The 19,842-nt window shown below is 65.6% G+C and carries 16 protein-coding genes; 7 read left to right on the forward strand and 9 right to left on the reverse strand.

What is annotated here, in order from left to right; translation table 11 throughout:
• Positions 1-92 precede the first annotated feature (92 nt).
• The 3 genes from IT430_00855 to rpmB form a co-directional block, all read right to left on the reverse strand.
• Positions 93-1,901, reverse strand: a complete 1,809-nt coding sequence (locus IT430_00855; GenBank protein MCC6906464.1) for a sigma-70 family RNA polymerase sigma factor — start codon at positions 1,899-1,901, stop codon at positions 93-95.
• A gap of 48 nt (positions 1,902-1,949) precedes the next feature.
• Positions 1,950-3,863 (reverse strand): DNA primase, encoded by a 1,914-nt coding sequence (dnaG, locus tag IT430_00860; GenBank protein MCC6906465.1) that lies wholly within the window; start codon positions 3,861-3,863, stop codon positions 1,950-1,952.
• Between the two features lie 480 nt (positions 3,864-4,343).
• The gene (gene rpmB / locus IT430_00865) at positions 4,344-4,619 is read right to left on the reverse strand and encodes a 50S ribosomal protein L28 (protein MCC6906466.1); all 276 of its coding nucleotides are present in this window, start codon (positions 4,617-4,619) and stop codon (positions 4,344-4,346) included.
• 252 nt (positions 4,620-4,871) lie between these two features.
• On the opposite strand from rpmB, the gene IT430_00870 reads away from it, so the two are divergent.
• On the forward strand, positions 4,872-5,912 hold the full coding sequence (locus IT430_00870) for a sulfotransferase (protein ID MCC6906467.1): 1,041 nt from the start codon (positions 4,872-4,874) through the stop codon (positions 5,910-5,912).
• A gap of 57 nt (positions 5,913-5,969) precedes the next feature.
• Here the strand turns inward: IT430_00870 and IT430_00875 are convergent, their stop codons facing one another.
• Both IT430_00875 and IT430_00880 read right to left on the reverse strand, forming a co-directional pair.
• Positions 5,970-7,730, reverse strand: coding sequence for a hypothetical protein (locus IT430_00875; protein MCC6906468.1), 1,761 nt, complete (start codon positions 7,728-7,730; stop codon positions 5,970-5,972).
• A 28-nt stretch (positions 7,731-7,758) separates the two neighbouring features.
• The gene (locus tag IT430_00880; GenBank protein ID MCC6906469.1) at positions 7,759-8,652 is read right to left on the reverse strand and encodes a sulfotransferase; all 894 of its coding nucleotides are present in this window, start codon (positions 8,650-8,652) and stop codon (positions 7,759-7,761) included.
• Positions 8,653-8,918: 266 nt separating this feature from the next.
• Between IT430_00880 and IT430_00885 the strand changes: the two genes are divergently transcribed.
• The 6 genes from IT430_00885 (at position 8,919) to IT430_00910 (ending at position 16,164) form a co-directional block, all read left to right on the forward strand.
• A complete protein-coding gene (locus tag IT430_00885) occupies positions 8,919-9,929 on the forward strand; it encodes a hypothetical protein (protein MCC6906470.1) in 1,011 nt (336 codons plus the stop codon).
• A gap of 198 nt (positions 9,930-10,127) precedes the next feature.
• Positions 10,128-11,129, forward strand: a complete 1,002-nt coding sequence (locus IT430_00890) for a hypothetical protein (GenBank protein MCC6906471.1) — start codon at positions 10,128-10,130, stop codon at positions 11,127-11,129.
• 176 nt (positions 11,130-11,305) lie between these two features.
• A complete protein-coding gene (locus IT430_00895; protein MCC6906472.1) occupies positions 11,306-12,601 on the forward strand; it encodes a hypothetical protein in 1,296 nt (431 codons plus the stop codon).
• 186 nt (positions 12,602-12,787) lie between these two features.
• Positions 12,788-14,137, forward strand: a complete 1,350-nt coding sequence (locus tag IT430_00900) for a hypothetical protein (protein MCC6906473.1) — start codon at positions 12,788-12,790, stop codon at positions 14,135-14,137.
• A 135-nt stretch (positions 14,138-14,272) separates the two neighbouring features.
• Positions 14,273-15,010 (forward strand): class I SAM-dependent methyltransferase, encoded by a 738-nt coding sequence (locus IT430_00905; protein MCC6906474.1) that lies wholly within the window; start codon positions 14,273-14,275, stop codon positions 15,008-15,010.
• The gene (locus IT430_00910) at positions 15,007-16,164 is read left to right on the forward strand and encodes a glycosyltransferase family 4 protein (GenBank protein ID MCC6906475.1); all 1,158 of its coding nucleotides are present in this window, start codon (positions 15,007-15,009) and stop codon (positions 16,162-16,164) included. The genes IT430_00905 and IT430_00910 overlap by 4 nt, the downstream gene beginning before the upstream one ends.
• Before the next feature lie 9 nt (positions 16,165-16,173).
• On the opposite strand, the gene IT430_00915 is transcribed toward IT430_00910, so the two are convergent.
• The 4 genes from IT430_00915 to IT430_00930 form a co-directional block, all read right to left on the reverse strand.
• A complete protein-coding gene (locus tag IT430_00915) occupies positions 16,174-17,319 on the reverse strand; it encodes a glycosyltransferase (GenBank protein MCC6906476.1) in 1,146 nt (381 codons plus the stop codon).
• Between the two features lie 12 nt (positions 17,320-17,331).
• The gene (locus IT430_00920) at positions 17,332-18,405 is read right to left on the reverse strand and encodes an endonuclease/exonuclease/phosphatase family protein (protein MCC6906477.1); all 1,074 of its coding nucleotides are present in this window, start codon (positions 18,403-18,405) and stop codon (positions 17,332-17,334) included.
• Positions 18,381-19,229: a bifunctional hydroxymethylpyrimidine kinase/phosphomethylpyrimidine kinase gene (gene thiD / locus IT430_00925; GenBank protein MCC6906478.1), complete on the reverse strand. Its 849-nt coding sequence runs from the start codon at positions 19,227-19,229 to the stop codon at positions 18,381-18,383. The genes IT430_00920 and thiD overlap by 25 nt, the downstream gene beginning before the upstream one ends.
• Before the next feature lie 123 nt (positions 19,230-19,352).
• On the reverse strand, positions 19,353-19,796 hold the full coding sequence (locus tag IT430_00930) for a hypothetical protein (GenBank protein MCC6906479.1): 444 nt from the start codon (positions 19,794-19,796) through the stop codon (positions 19,353-19,355).
• Positions 19,797-19,842 lie beyond the last annotated feature (46 nt).

The following is a 19,842-nucleotide window of genomic DNA, read 5'->3' on the forward strand; positions in this document are numbered from 1 at the left end:
CCACTCGCCAAACGGTAGCGTCTCTCATCCGCAGGTGCGAATGAGAGACGCGTCAGTATTCCGTCAGCGAGTTCGAACGGACGGCTGAGCGATCAGGTTTCCAGGAAACTGACGAACTTGCGGCTGCGCACCGGGTGCTGCAGCTTGCGGATGGCGCGGGCTTCGACCTGCCGCACGCGCTCGCGCGTGACCTTGAAGATGCGGCCGACCTCTTCGAGCGTGTAGGTGTACCCGTCCCCGATGCCGAAGCGAAGTTTGATGATCTCGCGCTCGCGGTAGGTGAGCGTCTTGAGCACGTTTTCGATGCGGGCTCGCAGTGCGTCGTGCGCAGCCGCCTCAACCGGGCTGGGTGTCCTCTCGTCGATGATGAATTCGCCGACGCTGGCCGACTCGTTCTCTCCCACGGGCCGATCGAGGCTGACGGGCGAACGACCGACGCGAATCACCTTGCGCACGTCCGCGGGCGACATCCCGGTGCGCTCGGCGAGTTCTTCCACGGTGGGCTCGCGGCCGTCGGCCTGAACCATGTCGCGGGCGGCCGACCGCATCTTCGCCACGAGTTCGAGCATGTGCAGCGGCACGCGCACCGTTCGCGCGTTTTCCGAGATCGACCGCGTGATGGCCTGGCGGATCCACCACGTGGCATACGTCGAGAACTTGTAGCCTCGCTTGTATTCGTACTTGTCCACGGCGCGCATCAGCCCCGTGTTGCCTTCCTGGATGAGATCGAGGAACGGCAGGCCGCGGTTGCGATACCGCTTGGCGATCGAGATCACCAGGCGCAGGTTCGCGCACGAGAGGTCGCGCTTGGCCTGTTCGTACTCGAACGCGACGCGGTCAATCTGGCGCAGCCGGGCGGCCAGTTCGTCGGGCTCTTCCTGCACGAGTTCGCACAGGCCTTCAAGTTCATCGCGGATGACCAGAGCGTCTTCCGGCTGATAGCGGTCGGGGAACTTTTCGATGCGGAGAATTTCCGACTGGAGTTCCTGCATCTTCGTGCAGATGCTCCGCATCTTTTTGAGCATCGGCTGGATGCGGCTGGTGCGCAGCTGGCACTCTTCGAGCAGCGTCGCAATCCGCCGCCGCCGCAGACGCATCGCGTCGCGCACGGCCCGCTCCTGGGTCCGGGTGAACTTGCCGTCCCGCAGCGCCTCGAAGTCGGCGGCGTTCAACTCCATGAGTTTGCGGATCGTCGCCAGGTTTCCCGGGATGCAGCGGCAGAGGTTCTCTTTCTGGTGTTCCTCGACCGAGGAAATCCGCAACGTTCGATCGACCGGCAACTCGCCGCGATGCACGCGCTCGAGCAGTTCCGCCGACTGGGTCGCGGCGTAATCGCACTCGAGTACGCGGCGGCGGAAGATCATGCGCGTCGTCTCGATCTTCTTGGCCAGGCGCACTTCCTGCTCGCGCGTGAGCAGTTCGATCGAGCCCATCTGCGAAAAGTACATCCGCACCGGATCGTCGATCGAGCGGCTGTCGCCCACCAGATTGGCGGCCAGCGCCGCCAGTTCGGCCGGGTCGTCGAATTCACTCGCTTCGAGGTCGTGGCAGCTCGGCTCGCCATTGGCGTTGAGCAGCGGCCACTCGTCGGCGCGCGGCCGGTCGCGGCGCGCCGCGTGCCCGGCGGCGGCGGACTTCGACGGCGACGCGGCATGCGCGGCGCCGTTCGACGGCTTCACGGGCGACAAGTCAGGAGCCTGACGCGCCGGCCGTCGGCCGCCGCGCGCGCGCGCCTCGGGCTCGTCGATCAGTTCGATCGACAGGCGGTCGAAATGGCCGAGCAACTCGGCCACGCGGTCCTGATCGACGAATTCGTCGGGAAGTTCGTCGTTGATCTCCTCGAAACTGACCCAACCGCGCCGGCGGCCGGCGTCGATCAGTTTGGTCACGGCAGGATGCATTCGGTCAACCACGGCCACTCTCTCCTTCCGACCTGTCCCCCCGACGCTTCAACCCCCCGCGACGCCGGCTCGCTCGGCGCTTTCCGACGGCAGACTCGAGCGACGCGCCACGCGGACGCCATGCCCGCCTAAGGCTCGCAACTGCTTGAGCCGCGACTCCACGTGATCCAGATCGGCGCTCGGCGCGCCCAGAGGCGCCGCCTGCGCGTGATATGCATCAACCTGCCGCAGACGCTGCAGAGCGCGAACGTATTCGGTGAAGTGCTCGGCGATGGCCTGCGGCCCCTCGCCGACCTCACGCTGCAGGCGCATCATCCACGACGTCGCCTCGTTGGCCAGCGCGGCATCCAGCCCGGCCGGAACCGCCGAGCCGCGCCGCCCGCCGTCTGCCTCCAGGGCCCTCATTGCGACGAGCAGGCTGCGAGCCGGCGGCCAGGCGAACATTTCGGCGCTGAGCGCCTCATCCGAGCCTTTCATGCCGCCCATCAGCGACGGGGCGTGCAGCAGGCAGGCGATGATTCGCATCTCCGCCTCGATCCGCCGCGGCTCCACGGCTGGAAGCGATGCGCCAGCCTCACTCTGGGCCGGCTCGCGCGTCTCCACCTTCGGCCTCGGCCGGGGAATAGAGCGCAGCAGTGTTTCGGCGGGCAACTGCACGATCTCGCTGAGCCGCGCGAGCATCAGATCGCGGCGCAGCGGCGTCATGCGGTGGAATCCGAGCGATCCAAGGCGCTCCAGGAACGACTCGATGAGTCTCTGCCGGCCCGAAAGTCCGGCATCTCCGCCGGCCAGTTGGCTGCGCAGCGAGGCGAAGAGGAACTCGAGCGCATCGACTGCTTCACCGATGACGCGATGCCACGTCTGGGTGCCCTCCGCCTGCCCGAAGAGTTCAGCCGGATCGACGCCGCCGGGCAATACCGCGATGCGCACGTCAATGGGCGACTCGAAGAAGACCTCGACCGCGCGGTCGGCCGCCTTCTGTCCCGCCACGTCGCCGTCGAACACGAGCACCACGCGCTCGCACAGGCGCGAGAGCACGCGGGCGTGGTCGTCGGTGAGCGCCGTGCCGAGTGTGGCGACGACGTTCTCCACGCCGTTCTGATGGCAGGCGATGACGTCGGTGTAGCCCTCGACGATGACGGCGGTCCTGCTCTTCTGGATCGCGGGCCTGGCCAGGTGGAGTGCATAGAGCGTGCGCGACTTCTTGAAGCGCGGATGCTCGGGGCTGTTGAGGTACTTGGGCTGATCTTCGGGATCGATCTTGCGCGCGCCAAACGCGATGGGCCGGCCGTGCTCATCGTGGATGGGGAAGATGAGCCGATTGCGGAAGCGATCGATGAATCCTCCGCCGTCGCGCCTGCTGAGCAGCAGCCCGATGGCTTCGAAGACGGCGGGATGAACATCCTTGGCGAACAGGGTGCGGGCCAGGCCGTCGCGCACCTCCGGATCCGTTGGCGCGGTGCCGAGTTCAAATCGATCGATCATCGCATCGCTGATGCCGCGCTGGGCGAAGAGCGCGCGCGCCACCGACCCGTGGCGCTCGTGGCGCAGCAGGGTTCGGTAGAAGGACAGCGCCTGGCGATGGGCTTCGACGATCTGCGTGGTCGAGAACCCCTCGGCTGCATCGTCGGCGCCGGCGTTTTCGCCGGCGGCGGCCGCTCGGCGCGGCTTGAGTTCGATGCCGGCGCGGTCTGCGAGGTAGCGCAGCGCCTCGCCGAACTCGACATGCTGATGGAGTTGTACGAAGCGCAGGGCGTCGCCGCCCGTGCCGCACGCGAAGCAGTGGAAGATGCCCTTGTGAGGCACGACGAACATCGAGGGGTTCGAATCATCGTGGAAGGGGCACAGGCCCTTGTACTCACGGCCGGAGGGCTTGAGCGTGACGTGCTCGCCGATGAGCCGGACGAGGTCCGTGGCGTCGAGCACGTTCTGCACATCGTTGTTGCGATAGGTTTGCGTCACACTCTTCCAGCCGCCGGGCGCCCCTCTTCATGGAACCGATGATCGATCCGGCACGAATCTGTTGTCCGCTCGGGACCGGAAAAGGTGCGCTCGCACTTCGCCCGAAGGCGCATTCGGCAGAGCTAGCGTGGCACGAGACGCTCGCAACCGCTGCGCATCGCTTTGAGGCGGCGCGCATTTCTGCGTTCGCGCGTGTCAGATGTGACTGCCGATAACCACTTCCTCAGGTCCGGACCCGAAAACGGTCCACCATCACGATTCAGCAAGTGAAATCTACACCAAACCGCGATCGGGTCAACCAAAACGAGTGATTTGTCGCGACAACCGGAAGATTCGTCGAAGATCGCCCATTTTGCCACGACTCCCGCGCTTCGCCGGCGTTGGCCGGATCGGGTGGCTTCACGACTCCCCCCGGCCCAAAAACGCATACGCCCCGACCAGCCGGTCAGGGCGCGTGTGAGCGATTGCTGCCGCCGCGGCTCAACCTTGCTTCTTCTTCTGCTGCGCGGTGTAGGTGTGCTTGCGCTTGGGGGCTTTGACGACGAGGCCGGACTTGATCGCCCGGGCGCTGACGCGCAGCTTGGTCGGCACGCCGTCGACCAGGGAGGTGACATCCTGGAGATTGGGCTTGAACGTGCGGCGAGAGATGGAGGTGACCTTCTTGCCGATCCCGCCGAGGTACTTGGCCTTACCGCGGTAACGGACCCGGTTGCCGCGGGTGGTTCCGACTCCAGTGATATCGCAAACGCGGGGCATGAGAGCACTCCTGTCCGGTGGCGCGGCGGTGGCCGCGCCCTGTATTGGCCTTGGCTTTCGAGACTGCAATCATAGAGCCGACGCGCCGGACGGTCAAAGTGTCAAACCGGTCTGGTCCCGGGGGTGCGAACGAACCCTCAGCGAGGTCGCCTGGTGCAGGAGCATGGGCAGGCTCGCCGATCATCACCGCCTGCGGGCAATCTATAATGCTCCCGCTCTCCAGTGGTAGGCACCGTGGCAGGCTTGCACCCAATGGCCGAGACAACCCCGGAATCTCCGCCTCAGGCCGCGGACACACGGCACGGTCCGCTGCTTGTCATTGCCGGCATGTCGCGCGGCGGAACGACATGGACGGGCAAGTGCCTCAACGAGCACTCGCAGGCCGCGGTGTTTGGCGAGTCGCTGTTCTGGGGACGCCGCTACCTGCCGCCCAAATCCGACGGCCGCTACAGCCGGGAAGAGACCGCCATGGTCCTCGAGTCGCTGCGAAACGGCTTCAAGCACTTCGTCGGCGACGGACCGGGTCACCTCAAGAAGGTGACCTCTCAGCATGGCGGCGAGATCATCGAGGCGGTCGCCCGGCAGTTGCCGCCGCGCCCGACCCCGTACGAGGTCTTCGCGACCTACGGCCGCGAGATCGCGCGTCGCGAAGGCAAGGCGACCTTCGTCGAGAAGACTCCGCACAGCGTCCTCTGGATCGACCGCATCATCGCGCAAGCCCCGGATCTGCGCATGCTCGTGCTCGTGCGCAATCCGTACGACTTCATGCTGTCCTACAAGCATCAGGGAGATCGCAAGCCCGCCGAGGTGCGGCAGGCCTTCCAGGAGGTCTACCACCCGTTTGGCTGCGCGATGGTCTGGCGGGGGTACGCGCGCGCGGCACTCAAGGCTCGCGATGTTTATCCGCGTCAGACGCTGCTCATCTCCTTCGAGGAGCTCACGGCTCCGGAGTCGGGGGCTATCCAGTGCCTGCAGGAGTTTTTCGGCCTGCCCATCGAGCCGATCGAGCGACTGGTCCCGACGGACAACACGTCGTTTCCCGGCGGGGCCCGGCCGGAGTTGTCGGCCGTTGACCTGTTCTGGATGAACCTCATCGCGCGCAAGTGGATTCGCACCCTTGGATACGAGCGGCAGCGCACGCCCTTTGCGCCGCTTGGAGTGCTGTGGTCGCTGGTGACGCTCGTGCCCTGGGCGTGGCGCTCCTATCGCTACGTCGCTTCGACGCGACGCGACTCGACGCTCAAGTACCTCCTCAACTGGGTGCGCCCGCGCATCGGCCGAAATCACGGCTGATCCTGACGGATCGATCACTCGAACGGTTTACGACCGACCGCAATTCCGCCGCAGAACTCATGCACGGCGCCGCCGCATGATCTGCACCAGACGCTTGCGCTCGGTGGCGGTCAGCACGAACAGCCAGAAGAGCGGCAGGGCGATCACGGCCGCCAGTGCGAGCCCGAGCAGCACGAGCCAGATGTTCCAGTTCTCGATCCACCAGCGCCAGGCCGCCAGAAGTACGCCGATCACCGCCCCGATGAGCGCGCCGGGCATCAGGGCGCCGATGTACATGTCGCGCAGCCTCAGGTTGTAGAGCCTGCAGGCCAGCACCGGCACGTACAGGCCGTATACGAGCAGGTAGATGAGGCTCATGCTGGCGGCGACGGCGTACATCGCTGCGTTCTCGGCCAGGAGTTTCGCGTGCGCTGAGGCGACGAGCGGAGCCGGGCCCATCATCGCGCCCCACGGCTGGAGCGCCGCGGCCAACTCCTTTTTCCAGTAGTAGTGATGAACGATGTCGGGAACGAACCACAGGATGAGCGCGGCAACGCACGCCTGCAGAATCCCCGCCTGCAGCAGCCGGTTCGCGTAGGCCTTCACGTCACCGGCGCCGAGCATGATCCGCAGCGGTCCCTGCATGATGACAAAAAATGGACTGCCCACGAGCAGGATCATCAGCATCTGCGCGATGTCGCGATTGGCGGCGAAGCGCTGGATCGAGAACCGGTCACCCAGCCAGATGTTCACCAGGATCTGGCCCATCATGAAGAGCACGGCGATGATGGGGAAGATCACGCCCGACTGCACCCGCGCGATCGCCAGCACGAGGCTGCCCACAAGCTCCCTGGCGCCCTGCCCGCTGTGCGAAAACTTCGCGGCCATCGGCTCGATGCCGAACGAGATGCCCATGGCGATCTGCTTCGTGTAGCCGACCAGCAGCACCACCACGCCGAAGAGCCCGTTGAGCGTGGCCCCAAGGAAAATGTTGATGAGCAACTGATTCGTGCGGTCGTAGAGGTTCGTGGCGATCTCGCCCTTGCCCACGTGGGCGCCGAGAAAGAAGATATCCCGAACGCGATCAAAGCGCAGGGTCTTCAGCTCGACATTGACCTGCGGCGCGGTCACGTACGCCCAGGCGCCAAAGCCAAGCCGCACGAGCGCCGTGAACCCGCAGTTCGCCGCGACGTAGGAGATGAGCGGATAGTCGCGCCCCCACTGCTGCGAGAAGACAAACCCGGCGGCCACCAGCGAGGCGAATCGCTCCATCAGCGCTTCGAGGTTACGCTGCGGAATGCGGTGCGTGGCGTCGAGCAGCGTGATGAACGGCGAGGTCATCACCACCCAGGCGGTGTAGGCGCTGAGCGTCACCCACGACCACCACATCTGGCTGGCGAACGCGGGGCCGAACTGAAACACCCACAGCGCCAGCGGCGTGCACACCACCATCAGACCACCCAGGGCGATGCCGAGAATCACGCAACTGGCGAACGCGGCGGTGAAGGCCGAGCGGATCTCCTGCGCCTCGCCGCCGTGGAATGCACTGCTCAATTCGCGCACCAGCGCGGCGCGCACCGTGGACTGCAGGATGTTGATGATCCCCACACTCGACATGAGCAGCACGAACAGGCCGAAGCCGGCGGCGCCGAGGTGGTTCGCCTGGATGAGATACCGGGTGACGATCAGCCCGACCGTGAACGTGCCCAGCAGGCGCGCGTAGGAGGACAGGCTGTTCTTGATCAGTTGCCGCGACGTACCGCCCCCGGCGCTGCGCGAGCGCGGGTGAGGGGGCGGGGGAGGCGGTGCTTGGGCGATCGTCTGATCCGCTTGGGACATGACGGCCACGATCCTCTGCTCACTCGGTTCAGGCGACCTCGCCGCTTCCGGCGGCCGATTCGTCGAGACGATAACCCAGACGCGTCATCGTCGGTTCAAGTATCGGCGTGATAAGGGCCAACTGCTCAGGCGTGAGCCGCTGCCTCCAGGCCTGCACGGCGTCTTGCCTGATCGTCGTGGCCAGGTACTCCCGCACCTGATCGGTCGGCGCGAGGCCGACGTGCGCGCAGAACCGGCTAAACTGCCGCTGCGGGTCGGCAACGAAATCCTCATAGCGGCACTCGATCCAGCGGGTCCGGTCCACGTTGGCCAAGTCCTGCTGCGCAGTTTCGATGCACCGGACCCACTGAATGGCGATGACCTCCACGAGCTCGCGAGCCTTGAGGTCCTCATACATCCCGGGGTAGACCACGCCCCAGCTCTTCACGCGCCGCGTGCCGCGCAGCGGCCCGATCAACCGATCGTGCAGGAAGCGAGGCAGATAGGCGGGCCACTCCCACACCGGCGTTTCCTTTAATCTCCGCTTGAGCCGGTTCTGATTAATGGGCATGGACCATCGCTGGAGGCATGAACTGACGTTGTCGCGCCCGTCGCGAACAAGATGAATGAACTTTGCTTCAGGAAACACGCGCTGGACGAACGGCACGCGCAGGCAATTGCTCGGCGTCTTCTCCATTACGCGCCGGCCGTCGTTCTCTTCCTGATACTTGAGAAACGCATCGCGGATGCGCTCCACCACGGCCGGAGTAGCCTGCGCTTCGGTGAAGCGGTCATGCCCCATTTCGGCGTTGCCCATCGTCCAAACGGTGCGCGGCTCGCGCCAGATGACGATGTCCTTGAACTGGTCAAAGCAAAAAGCCGTCATCGACGTGCCGGATCGCACGTTGCCGATGAGAATGATCGGAGGCTTAAGTTCAGCCACGTTTCTTCGTCTCCTGCGCGCTCGCGGCGCGGTGTAGGACGCGCTCATGCGCGCGTCGCCGAAAAAGTTGCAGAATTAATCTCGCCTAATGAAAAAAACTTCACGCCTGACGCGTCAATAACGCATGTGCGAATCTTAATGCCGCGTCGCCTAGGGTGATCACGCTAGACAGACTTTGGCATGGTGGTATGCTAGACGTAGCCACTGGTCGAGGGTGCACCAGGTAACGGCTACTCACCAGAACCACCATCGAGGGAACCTTTCCGATGATGAAAGCAATTCACTGCGCTTGCGCAGTGGTGGTGATCGCTCTAGGCGTCGCCTCCTCGCAGCAGGCACTGGGACAGAATCGCGTCAACAAGAAGGACTTCAAACTCATTCTTCAAACCAGCGGTGAATGGAGCGGCAACTACACGGGCGATTCCATCGGGTTCACTGACCGCACGATTATTCTCTACCAGCATTTTGCAGGCGAGGTCAACCTTCAAGGTCCCGAGTTCATGGACATGGAGGCGCACCTGCGGAAACTGCGCTCGGCGATCCGGGAACACGTGCCCACCGGCTACCACGGTCTGGTCGTCATGGACTACGAGGCGTGGCCCCTTTCGCTCTACAACGTGAACTGGCCGCACATCCGTGACCCGCGGATCCAGCGCCAACTGGACTTGCACCCCGGCTGGACCTACGAGCAGGCCGAGCGGCAGGCCGCGGTGGAGTACCTCCCCTACGTCCAGGACTTCTTCCTGCGGTCGTATGAAACAGCCAAGGCCATGCGCCCGGAGGCGACGTGGGGCTTCTACAGCCTCGTCAACGCCGATCGTTGGGAGCCGGCCAACGGCTACCGGCGCTGGGTGAACAACCAGTCGAACTGGCTCTGGGACAAGGTCGATGCGATCTGCCCCTACGGCTACGTCGGGCTCTACCAGGTGGATTCCGGACACATCACGGTCGAGTCACTGATTGCCGACAAGTCTGCGGAGGCCGTGCGGCTGGCCAATGGCGTCAAGCAGCGAACGGGCTACCGGCCATATGTCTTCACCTACGTGAATCCGCGCGTGGTGCGGTGGGGCCTTTCCACCTACGAGGGCCTCTGGCTCGCTCAGCCGCAGATCGACCGTATCTTCGAGGCAGCCTGGGCCGGCGGCGCCGACGGTTTCATCCTGTGGCAGGCCGTCGGAGACGAACCAGGCCGCTACACCGAGTCCGAGTACATCCAGATTCTCGAGACGCGGGTGAAACAGGCCGTGGTCGAGATCGGCTTCCGGCAACTTCTTTGAAGTTGATCTGGCTTAATTGTCGCAAGCCATGAAAAGGCGGACAGTTTAGCGCATAAATTGCGCCAACGTCCTGAAAAACCGTTGCGATGGGGCCGCAAATCGAGTACAGTCACCGCTGCAATTGAGGCAGCGGAAGAGTTGAGTGAGACCGACTCCTTTTTACGAAGGCAAACGAGGGGGGGGCCCGTGCAGATTGGTGTGAGATTCGCGCTTTGCGCGACCGGCGTCGTTGCAGGCATGGTTTATCAGCCCGCTTTCGGGCAGAGCGAAGTCAGGCGCCAGAACTATGAGATGGTTCTGCAGGCGACCGGCGATTGGAGCGGCAACTACCAGCCCGAGGGAATCGGCTTCCACGACAACACGGTTGTGCTTTACGACTACGAAGCCAGTTGCATCAACGAACTGGGGCCGGAGTACGTGGACATGGAGTGCCATATCGATGCGCTGACCAGCGCCATTGAACGCAAGATTCCCGAGGGGTTCACGGGCATTGCCATTCTGGACTTCGAATCCTGGCCGCTGTCGCTCTACAACAAGAACTACGAAGAGTTCCGCGAGATCCGCATCCAGGCGCAACTCCAACTCCACCCGGAACTCACCTACAAGCAGGCCGAGGATCTCGCGGCGGAAATCTACCTGCCCTACGTTCAGGAGTTCTACCTCCGCTCGCTCGGGATTGCCCGCGCCATGCGTCCCGAGGCCTCCTGGGGCTACTACAGCAACATCTACGCAGACCGCTGGTCGCCGCAGAACGCGACCCGGCGCTGGGTGAATGACCAGTCGCTCTGGCTCTGGGACGAGGTGGATGTACTGTGCCCCTACGGGTATACAGGGGTTGACGAATCGGATCCGCGCCACGAGACGATTGAAGCCCTCGTGATCGATAAGACGCGCGAAGCCGTGCGCATCGCCGAACTGGTCAGGGACCGGACCGGTAAGCGGCCGCTGGTGCTCACGTACCTGAATCCTCGGATCGTCTACTGGGGCATCTCCGGTCACGAGGGCGACTGGCTCACGCCTGAGCAGATGCACAATCACATTCTCGGCGCGTGGGTTGGCGGCAGCGACGGCTTCGTCCTCTGGCAGTCTGTGGGGGACGATAAGTACCGCCGACCGGAACCGGAACTGATCGAATACCTCGACTCGGTTGTGCTCGACGCCGTCAAGACGCTTCGCCTCGGCCGGTGGGCGCTGGACTGAGTCTGCCACTCATGCCGTCTGTGGCGAAGGCGCCGCCTGTGCCACCCGTAGCGATGGCGAAGTGGGGGAAACTGCGCGACATTGGTTGAAATCTGAGCCCAGTATCGGATGCTCTATGCGAGAATCAATCGCAGGGGCGTCGATATCCGAGCGCCCGCTGTGGGAGGAGGATTTCAATGCGTACCGGCGGCTTTTCAAAGTGCGTTCCAGGCCTTGTTGCGGCTCTCCTGGCCGTTCCTGTCTCGCCCCACGCGCTCGGATGGAGCGGCAACTCGGACTTTCATCTCTACCTGCAGACGACCGGCGACTGGAGCGGCACCTTCACGGGCGCTGATCTCGGCCTCGACGCCAACACCCGGATTCTCTACGAGCACAACGCCGGCTGCCTGTCGGAGCAAGGTCCGGAGTACGTGGACATGGAGGCCCATCTCGCCGCCCTGCGGACCGGGATCGACCGCTACCTCCCGCCGGATTTCGACGGACTGGCGATTCTCGACTACGAGGGGTATCCGCTCTCGCTGTACAACAAGAACTACTCCGCCATTCGCGAGCCGCGCATCGAGGCCGTGCTGCGCCAGCAGCCTTCGCTCTCTCGCGAGCAAGCCCTTGCCGTGGCGGATGCGGCGTATCAGCCCGCGGTGCGGCGGTTCTTCCTCGAGTCGCTCGATCTCGCGAAGCAGATGCGGCCCAACGCCAAGTGGGGCTATTACAGCCTCGTGGCAGCCGACCGGAACGCACCGGCCACCGAAGAAACCCGGGCGCTCAACGATCGCTCGACCTGGCTGTGGGATCGCGTGGATGTCATCTGCCCGTACTCCTACACCGGATACTTTGAGTTGGACCCCGAGCACGAGCGGATCGAGACGCTGATGCGCGACAAGGCGCAGGAAGCCGTGCGTCTGAGCCGCGACGTCGAGAGCCGCACCGGTCGGCGGCCGCCCGTGTATCCGTACGTGAGCATCCGCACGGTGTACTGGGGCCTTTCGGAGTACGAAGGCAGCTGGGCCACGGCGCCTCAGGTGCGCAACTTCCTGACCGCAGCGCGCGACGGCGGCGCGGATGGCGTGGTGCTGTGGCAGAGCGTCAAGAACTCCGATCCCAAGCGGCGCACCGAGTCGGAGTACATCGACGCAATCAACACTACGCTCGCCGGCGTGCTCGAAGAGCTGGAAATGGGGTCGTTCGCCGGCACGAGCAACAACAATCGGCGCGAATCGCGAGCCTACCGCTTCATCATTCACTCCGGCCCGGCCCGCATCATCGATCGCGCAAAGGCCGAACTGTCGCCGGAGCAGCAGGCCAATCTGCCCGAACTGCGGAATGAAGCGGCACGCATCATCGCCCGTCGGACCGAGGACCGCAGCGAGCAGGTGCGCCAGCGGCTCATCACCGCAGCCAGGCAGGTCGAGCGCACCGTCCGCCGCGAGGGCGAAGGCGGAGAAGGCGGCTCGGGAGGCAACGGCGGCAACTGAAGCCGGTTTCCCGCCGCAGCCGCAGAATTCAGTCAATCCCATGCCCCTTCGCGCCGTCGAAGGGGCATACTTCTTTCTGAGATGCCCATACGATTGTGACGAAAACTGAGGGAGTCGCAGCGCCGCGCTGCAGCCCCGCGGTCGAGCCGCCGCACCCGTTCGCTCGAAAGTGTCGATATGCCGCAATTGTCCGTTCCACTGCTGCTGGGCGTGATCGTCGGAGGCACGATCGGACTCATCATTGCCCTGGCCGCGACCGGCCGGCCGGTGCGCGGCGTGTGGATCGTGGCGGGGATGGTGCTCGCCGCCGCACTGGGCATCCAGGTGAACTGGCTGGGCCGGCTCGTGGTGACGTTCTGGACGCCGATCCAATTGTACCGATCGCACCTGTTTCTCTCGGGCGGTGCACTGCTGTTCATCGTGGTCATCGGGCTCTTTGCGCATCGCGCGCTTCAGCGCCTCGCGGCGCCGACCGTCGTGCTGCTGGTTATCGCCGGACTCGCCGGGCTGCTGCGGCTCGTGCACGGCGACCCGAAAGACGGCGTGGCGACGCTGGGCTTTGCGGTCGCGACCCTCATGCCCCTGGGCTACTTCGGCACGTCGTTCGCCGGCGAGTGGACCGACTGGCACAAACTCTTCCGCGCGCTGACGGTGGCCAACGTCATCTGGATCCTCGGCGTGTTCGTGCAACTGGTCGTCAATCCCTCAGTGCTTACCGTGAGCAATTCCTCACGGTTTGTCGGCCTCACGGGCAATCCGCAGCACTGCGCCGTGTACCTGAGCATCATGTGCGTGCTGCTGCTCTGGCTGGCCATGAACGACCCGCAGCGGCGGTATCTGGGCTTCTGGATCGCCCTGCTGGGGATCGACGGCGTACTGCTGATGTGGACCGGCTCGCGCACCGGCCTGCTCATGGTGCTGACAGGCAGCACTCTCCTCCTCTGGCGTCGCATCGGGCAGGCCATTCTCCTGCTGCCCATCGCGGCGGCGGTCGCGTTTGCGGCGATCGAGTTCGTGCCAGGCCTGGACATCGGATCAGCGTCTTCCCGACTCACCTCCGTTGAGAACACGCGCGCCAGCGTCTGGCTTACGCTGCTCAAGGAGGGGATGGCGAATCCGATCATCGGCGCGGGCGTGCACGCGACCAAGTCGCAGGACGCCAGCGAGAACAGTTACCTGCTCGCGTGGGCGGCATACGGCTTCGGGATGGTCATCGTGCTCATCGGGCTGATGATCGTCTCCGCCGCGCAGGCCTTTCGCCTGCTCCGCGCCCGGTCCTGGCTGGGCGAGCACGCGCCGCTGGCCGATCTCGTCTGCGCGTATTACCCGATGTTTTTCCTCGGGGCTCTGTTCGAGGGCTACATCATGGCCCGGGTGAGCGTGACGCTGGTGTTCCTCGTGCTGTACAGTTCGCTGGGCGTGGCGCTGCTGCGAGCGCTGGCTGCGGAGCAGGAGTACGAGCCAGCGCCAAGCGCCCGGGGCGACTCGGTCGATCTGGATCCGGCCGCCGGGCTGGCGCCTGGCGGCTACGGGTGAGCCGGGCAGACCGTCAGAGGTCAGCAGCAGCATCTTGCTGCCGGTGGCCCTTGGAGCGTGTCCCTACACTGTGGGTCCGGCTCAAGCCGATACCTGAGCCGGGCAACGCCCCGGAAGCAGAGGAATTGAATCGACATGCCTCCCACCACCGCGCCAAACGCCCCGGCTCGTGAAACGGCTTACTCTGAGGCCCAGGCGGCCGCGTACGACGACAAACGATTCACCAGCCCGGCCGGGCGGCGCATCCACGCACTCGAGCGCGACATCCTGCTCGAAGCGCTCGGGCATGTGGACCGCGGGGCGCGGATTCTCGAAGTCGGCTGCGGGACAGGACGCCTTCTTCTGGAAGCCAGAAGCGCCGGCTACAACGTCGGCGGGCTGGATGCGTCGCCCCACATGCTCGAGAAGCTCAACGAGAAGATCGCCGGGCGAGGGGGAGAGTTTGAAATGGTCGTCGGCGAGGCCGCCCGAACCGGCCGGCCGGACCGCTCCTACGACTTTGTCTACGCCATCCGTTTGCTCAATCAGACCGAGTCGCCGGCTTACGCGCTCGACGTCGTGTCAGAGATGCTTCGCGTGACCCGGCCGGGGGGTTACGTGCTGGCCGAGTTTGTTAACGGCCGCCGGCCGCGCTGGGGAGACAACAAGCGATCGACGACGCGGTTGGCGCCTGAAGAAGTGATCGAGCGCGGCCGAGCGAGCGGAGGCGAGTACATCTACAGCCGCGGCGCATTTTTCCTGAGCATGCAGGCGTATAACGCCGTGCCCGGTTGGCTGGCGCCGGCCGTGGCCGCTTGCGATCGCCTGCTGTCGCGGCTCATGCCGCGCCTGTGCAGCCGGTGCTATGTCCTGTTCCGCCGGGCCGGCGAATGAGAATCGGCATCTACGCCTCCATGCTGGCCAGCGAGATCGGCCACGAGCACAACGTCTCGGGTCACATCCAGGTGCCGGCGCATTCGGCCCGCCTCCTGCACCAGGCCGGCCACGAAGTACACCTGATCACGAATGAGTTCGGGCCCCAGCACACGTTTCCCGCGATGATGCCGCGGGACCTGCACACGCACTTTGTGACCGATGCGCGCGTGCGGCCGGAGAAGATGCGCGGCGCCCGATCCACCGACGGCGTGCGGCCGGGCGCGCTGCTGCGACAGGTGGCGCAGATCCGGCGCATCGTGCGCCGGCAGCGGCTCGACGTGCTGCACCTCTTCGGCTTCATGCGCACGGCCCAACTCGGCGGCGCGCTCGCGGCCTCGGCGATGCGCACGCCCGTCGTCGCCACGGTGCTCAACGGCGAAGTCAGCAGGAGCGGCGGCCGGGCCGGACGCTGGCTCCTGCGCCGACTTGGCGCCGTTTGCTCCGCCACCGCGTACGTGGCCCGGCGGTACGAAAGCCTCGGGCTGGCGGTCACGCAGATTCGCCACGGCGTCATTCGCGACCTGCGGACCGAAGAGGGCTTCAGTGCGGCCGCACCTCGCAACCGCGTACTCTTCTGGCGCGACGCCAACGAGATGAACGGGGGCGATCTCAGCCTGGCTGCATTCGACGCGCTGGCGCCCAGGTTCCCTCAGTTCACGTTCACGATGGCGATTCGCCCGGCGTGGAACGAAGTGCCGGGTATTGACGAGCTGCCTCGCCGACATCCCAACGTGCACATCCACCGCTTCCCCTACGAGCCGGGCATGAGCCTGGCCCGACTCATGAGTGAGTCGCTGCTGGTGGTGCTGCCGTTTCGCAAGTTGTCGGTCGAGCCGCAGTTTGCCATCGCAGAGAGTCTGGCGTCAGGCGTGGCGGTCGTCGCATCGGACGTGCAGTCGAACCCCGAACTCATCGAGAGCGGCATCACCGGCGAGACGGCGCCCGCCGGCGACGCCGAGGCGCTGACCCGGGCGATCGAGCGTCTGCTCTCCCACCCCGAGCGGCTGGCGGCGATGGGTAAGGCCGCCGCCGAACGTTTTGCTCAGCAGTGGAACTGGTCCAACTACGTGAGTGAGCTCGAGGCCCTCTACGGGCGCATCATCCGGCATTGAGACGATCCGCTACGCGCGCACCACCTCGGCGTACATCGCGTCAATCTTCCCCGCGATCACATCCCAGCGGAACGTGCGCTCCACCCACGGCCGGGCCCGCGCGCCCATCTCCGCCAGAGCGCTTCGGTCGGCGAACATGGCTTCGAGCCTCGCGGCAAGCGGCTCGACGCGACAGGGCACAACTTCCCCCACCCCCGCCGCGGCCACCTCGTCGTGGATGTTGACCTGATCTGAGATGAGCACCGGCGTGCCGACGCCCAGCGCTTCGATGACCGACACGCCGAAGTTCTCCTGATAACTGGGCAGGCAGAAGAGGTCCGCATCGTGCAGCGCCTCGAGCCGGGCGCGCCCGCCGATCATTCCCGGGAAGAGTACGCGATCGGCCATACCCAGTTGCCGCGCCTGAGCCTGCAATTGCTCGACGTACTCCGGCTCGCCTGGCCCGATGATCGCGAGCATCGCCTGGCGATTCGCGAGCAGCGCAAAGGCCGGCAGCAACAGATCGAGGCCCTTCTTGTGATGCACGCGGCTGAGGAACATGACCAGCGGCCGATCGCCGATGCCGTGCGCTGCGCGAAACGCGCCGCGCGGCGGCAGCGTCTCGAACTCCGTCCAGTCGAGTCCGTTGGGAATGACATGCGCAGCCGGGGCGAGGCCGAGTGGCGCGACGAGGCGGCGCTCGGTTTCCGTGGTGAAGTGCAGCGCCGCGGCATGGTTCAGATGCCGGCGCGCGACGAGCGTCAGGAATAGTCTTTTTTTGATTCGCCCCTGATTGAGCGACCACGGATCAAGCATGCCGCAGGGCCGGAAGATGTAGGGCACGCCGGCCTTGCGCGCCTTGGCCGCCGCGGCGTGCGGGGCGTGCTGCCAGAGCCCGTGGATGTGCACGAGATCGACCCCGGCGGCGAGGCGCTCGTCGAGAAGCGCGGCCGTGCGCGGCCCCTTGGCGAGCGGGCCGCGCGCCGGGCCCCCCGCTGCGAGCCGAGCGCCGCCGAGGCCGGCCGACACATCTCGCACGCGCGCCGGGTCGTCGGCGGTGATGATGTGCACCTCATGGCCGCACTTCTCCGCCTGCACGCGCGCCAGCCGGGCCAGCACATTGGCCGGGCCGCCGGTTCGCGGGTCGATCGAAGTGCAGACGTGCAGAATCTTCATGACGATCTCGTTCTATCGACCATTCTCAACCTCATTGCGGACCGGCGGCGTGGGCAGCGAAAGCGTGACCAGGATCGGCCGATGGTCTGAGCCGATGTCATCGAGCACTTCGCGCGAAAGAAGCCGCACACCAGGCGACACCCACACGCGATCGAGCGTCAGCCGCGCCGGCCCGGGCCAGTCGCTGGGCCACGTGCCTTCGATTCCACCGAGCCTGTCGGAGGGAACGAGCCCGCTGCGGCTGAGCATGATGCGATGGCGGTAACCACCTGGCGTCGTGTTGTAATCGCCGCCGATGACCACGGGCACGCCGGTGGGCAGTATGTGCTCTTGGCAGACTTCGGCCAGCAACGAGGTCCACTCGTTGCCGCGCATCCACGACGCCGCTTCGCGCGGGCTGGGCGGGTGCATCGCCGTCAGGAGATAGCGCCCCTGCGGGTCTTCGATGAAGCACGAACGGCGGTAGGCGAAGAGGTGCTGGTAGCGCTGATCGTCGCCGTCGAAGTGCAGGCGGTGCATCGGATGGCGGCTGAGCATCATGTCGCGCCACAACATGCCGCGCTCAGGCCCGATCGCGAACGGGAGAATGGCTTTGACGGCTTCGTTGTCAGCCAGGTAGGCTTCGAGGCCCGGCTGCACTTCGATGGCGACGACGACGTCGGGCTGGACCTGCTCGATGAGGGTGATGAGCCCGTCGAGCGCCGCATGGCTGCCGTGCACATTCGCTTCGAGCACGCGAACCACGTGGCCGTCTGCCCCACTGCCGGGCGCCGCGGCCGCGTTCGGATTGATCAGCATCCAGCGCACGGGCCACGCGGCAATGAGCGCGAGCATGACCGCCGCCGCAGCCGCCAGCCAGCGCCGCCTGACCGCCGCCGCCAGAGCCGTGATCAGAGCGGGGATGAATGCGAAGTAACTCACGTTGGCCAGCAGATCGATCGGCCAGGCAAGCGCGGCAAAGAACCGGCTCAGCGCCGCCAGCGCCAGCACGGTGAGCCACAGCCACCACAGCGCGCTGCACACGCGGCTTCGGGCCGAGCGTCGCGGAGCCGCGCCGCGGTCTACTTTTTCTTCACGGTCAGCCACGCCAGATGATTGACCGGCCCATTGCCCTGGCCAATGTTGATGTTCTGGCGAATCGCTTCGCTGACGATATTCCGAGCCTGCTCGACGGCGTCGTTGAGCGGCTTGCCGAGGGTGAGGCCGCCGGCGATGGCCCCGGCGAAGGTGCAGCCGGCGCCGTGCGTGTTGCCGCCCTGCCGCTTTTCGGCCACCAGTTCGACCGTCTCTTCACCGGTCCAGAATGCATCGACCATTTCCGGCGGGCTGTCAGGCGTGGGGCCGGGCCGCTCGAATCCGGTCACGACCACGGCGTGGCAGCCGAATTTTTTGGCGATCTGTTTCGCGGCCGCCATGCCTTCGGCGATCGTGTTGCAGTTCTGCCCGCCCAGCAGCCGCGCCGCCTCGACGCGGTTGGGAGTGACGATTGCGGCGAATCGGAAGATCTTCTCCGCCACGGACCGGGCCACGGCGTCGTCAACCAGTTTCGCGCCCGACTTGCTGACCATGACCGGATCGGCCACGAGCGGCTGCAGCTGATGCCGCTTGATCGCCTTGGCGACGGCGTCGGCGATCGCGACGGTGCCGATCATGCCCGTGACGGTGGACTGACAGTCGATGTCGCCAACGACGGACTCGATCTGATCTTCGACGAGATCAGCGGCGACGTGTTCGACGCGCTGCACGCCGCGCGTGTTCTGAGCGGTGATGGCGGTGACCACCGAGCAGCCGAAGACGTTCATCGCGGCCCAGGTCTTGAGGTGCGCCTGCAGGCCGGCGCCGCCGCTGCTGTCACTTCCGGCGATGGACAGCGCCGCTTTCATTCCCGGGGTTGTGCGTTCTTCGGCCACTGCCTGTGGTCTCCTTGTTGAGTCGCCCGCTGCCCGGCTGTGCAGCGCAATGAGTCGGCAAGATAGGCGCGAGCCGCATCGTTGAAAAGCACGGCAAAGTCCGCAAAGCCGCCGCGGCTGCGTTCATCGGCGGTCCAGTGCGTCCCGGCGGCGCTGGACGTAGTCGAGCACGACGGGGATGAACTCATCATTGCGCAGCCCCGCCAGGCGTGCCTCCGCCTCGGCCCGCTCGGCGGTGTAGCCGTCCTCGAGCATGCGCCAGGCCATCCACACCGCACCGACGCGGTTCCCCGAGGCGCAGTGCACCAGCAGCGGCTTTTCGCTGGTCCGGATGATGCGCAGGGATTCGTCGAGCGCCTCGTCAGTGAGTTCCTCCGGCCCGCCCACCGGAACGTTTTCATACTCGATGCCGAAGCGGTTGAGCTCGGCCGCCTCGTCAAAGCCGCGGTTCTCTCCCTCGCGGCGCAGGTCGAGCACGGACTCGAGGCCCGGATAGTGCGCCGCGGCGGCCAGATCGGCGCGCGACGGCTGGCCGCCGAGATAGACCTGCCCGTCCGCCAGCGCCATGTCATGTGCCCCCAGGCTCGCCGACTGGACGCCGTGATTCGCGGCA

Source organism: Phycisphaerales bacterium (assembly GCA_020852515.1).
GTDB lineage: Bacteria > Planctomycetota > Phycisphaerae > Phycisphaerales > UBA5793 > UBA5793.

What these genes read in the sequence shown, in the direction of transcription:
- IT430_00915 (MCC6906476.1), bottom strand. Translation starts at nt 17,319, where the DNA reads ATGAAGATTCTGCACGTCTGCACTTCGATCGACCCGCGAACCGGCGGC.
- IT430_00930 (MCC6906479.1), bottom strand. Translation starts at nt 19,796, where the DNA reads ATGGCGCTGGCGGACGGGCAGGTCTATCTCGGCGGCCAGCCGTCGCGC.
- IT430_00855 (MCC6906464.1), bottom strand. Translation starts at nt 1,901, where the DNA reads ATGCATCCTGCCGTGACCAAACTGATCGACGCCGGCCGCCGGCGCGGT.
- IT430_00870 (MCC6906467.1), top strand. Translation starts at nt 4,872, where the DNA reads ATGGCCGAGACAACCCCGGAATCTCCGCCTCAGGCCGCGGACACACGG.
- IT430_00910 (MCC6906475.1), top strand. Translation starts at nt 15,007, where the DNA reads ATGAGAATCGGCATCTACGCCTCCATGCTGGCCAGCGAGATCGGCCAC.
- rpmB (MCC6906466.1), bottom strand. Translation starts at nt 4,619, where the DNA reads ATGCCCCGCGTTTGCGATATCACTGGAGTCGGAACCACCCGCGGCAAC.
- IT430_00875 (MCC6906468.1), bottom strand. Translation starts at nt 7,730, where the DNA reads ATGTCCCAAGCGGATCAGACGATCGCCCAAGCACCGCCTCCCCCGCCC.
- IT430_00885 (MCC6906470.1), top strand. Translation starts at nt 8,919, where the DNA reads ATGATGAAAGCAATTCACTGCGCTTGCGCAGTGGTGGTGATCGCTCTA.
- IT430_00905 (MCC6906474.1), top strand. Translation starts at nt 14,273, where the DNA reads ATGCCTCCCACCACCGCGCCAAACGCCCCGGCTCGTGAAACGGCTTAC.
- IT430_00895 (MCC6906472.1), top strand. Translation starts at nt 11,306, where the DNA reads ATGCGTACCGGCGGCTTTTCAAAGTGCGTTCCAGGCCTTGTTGCGGCT.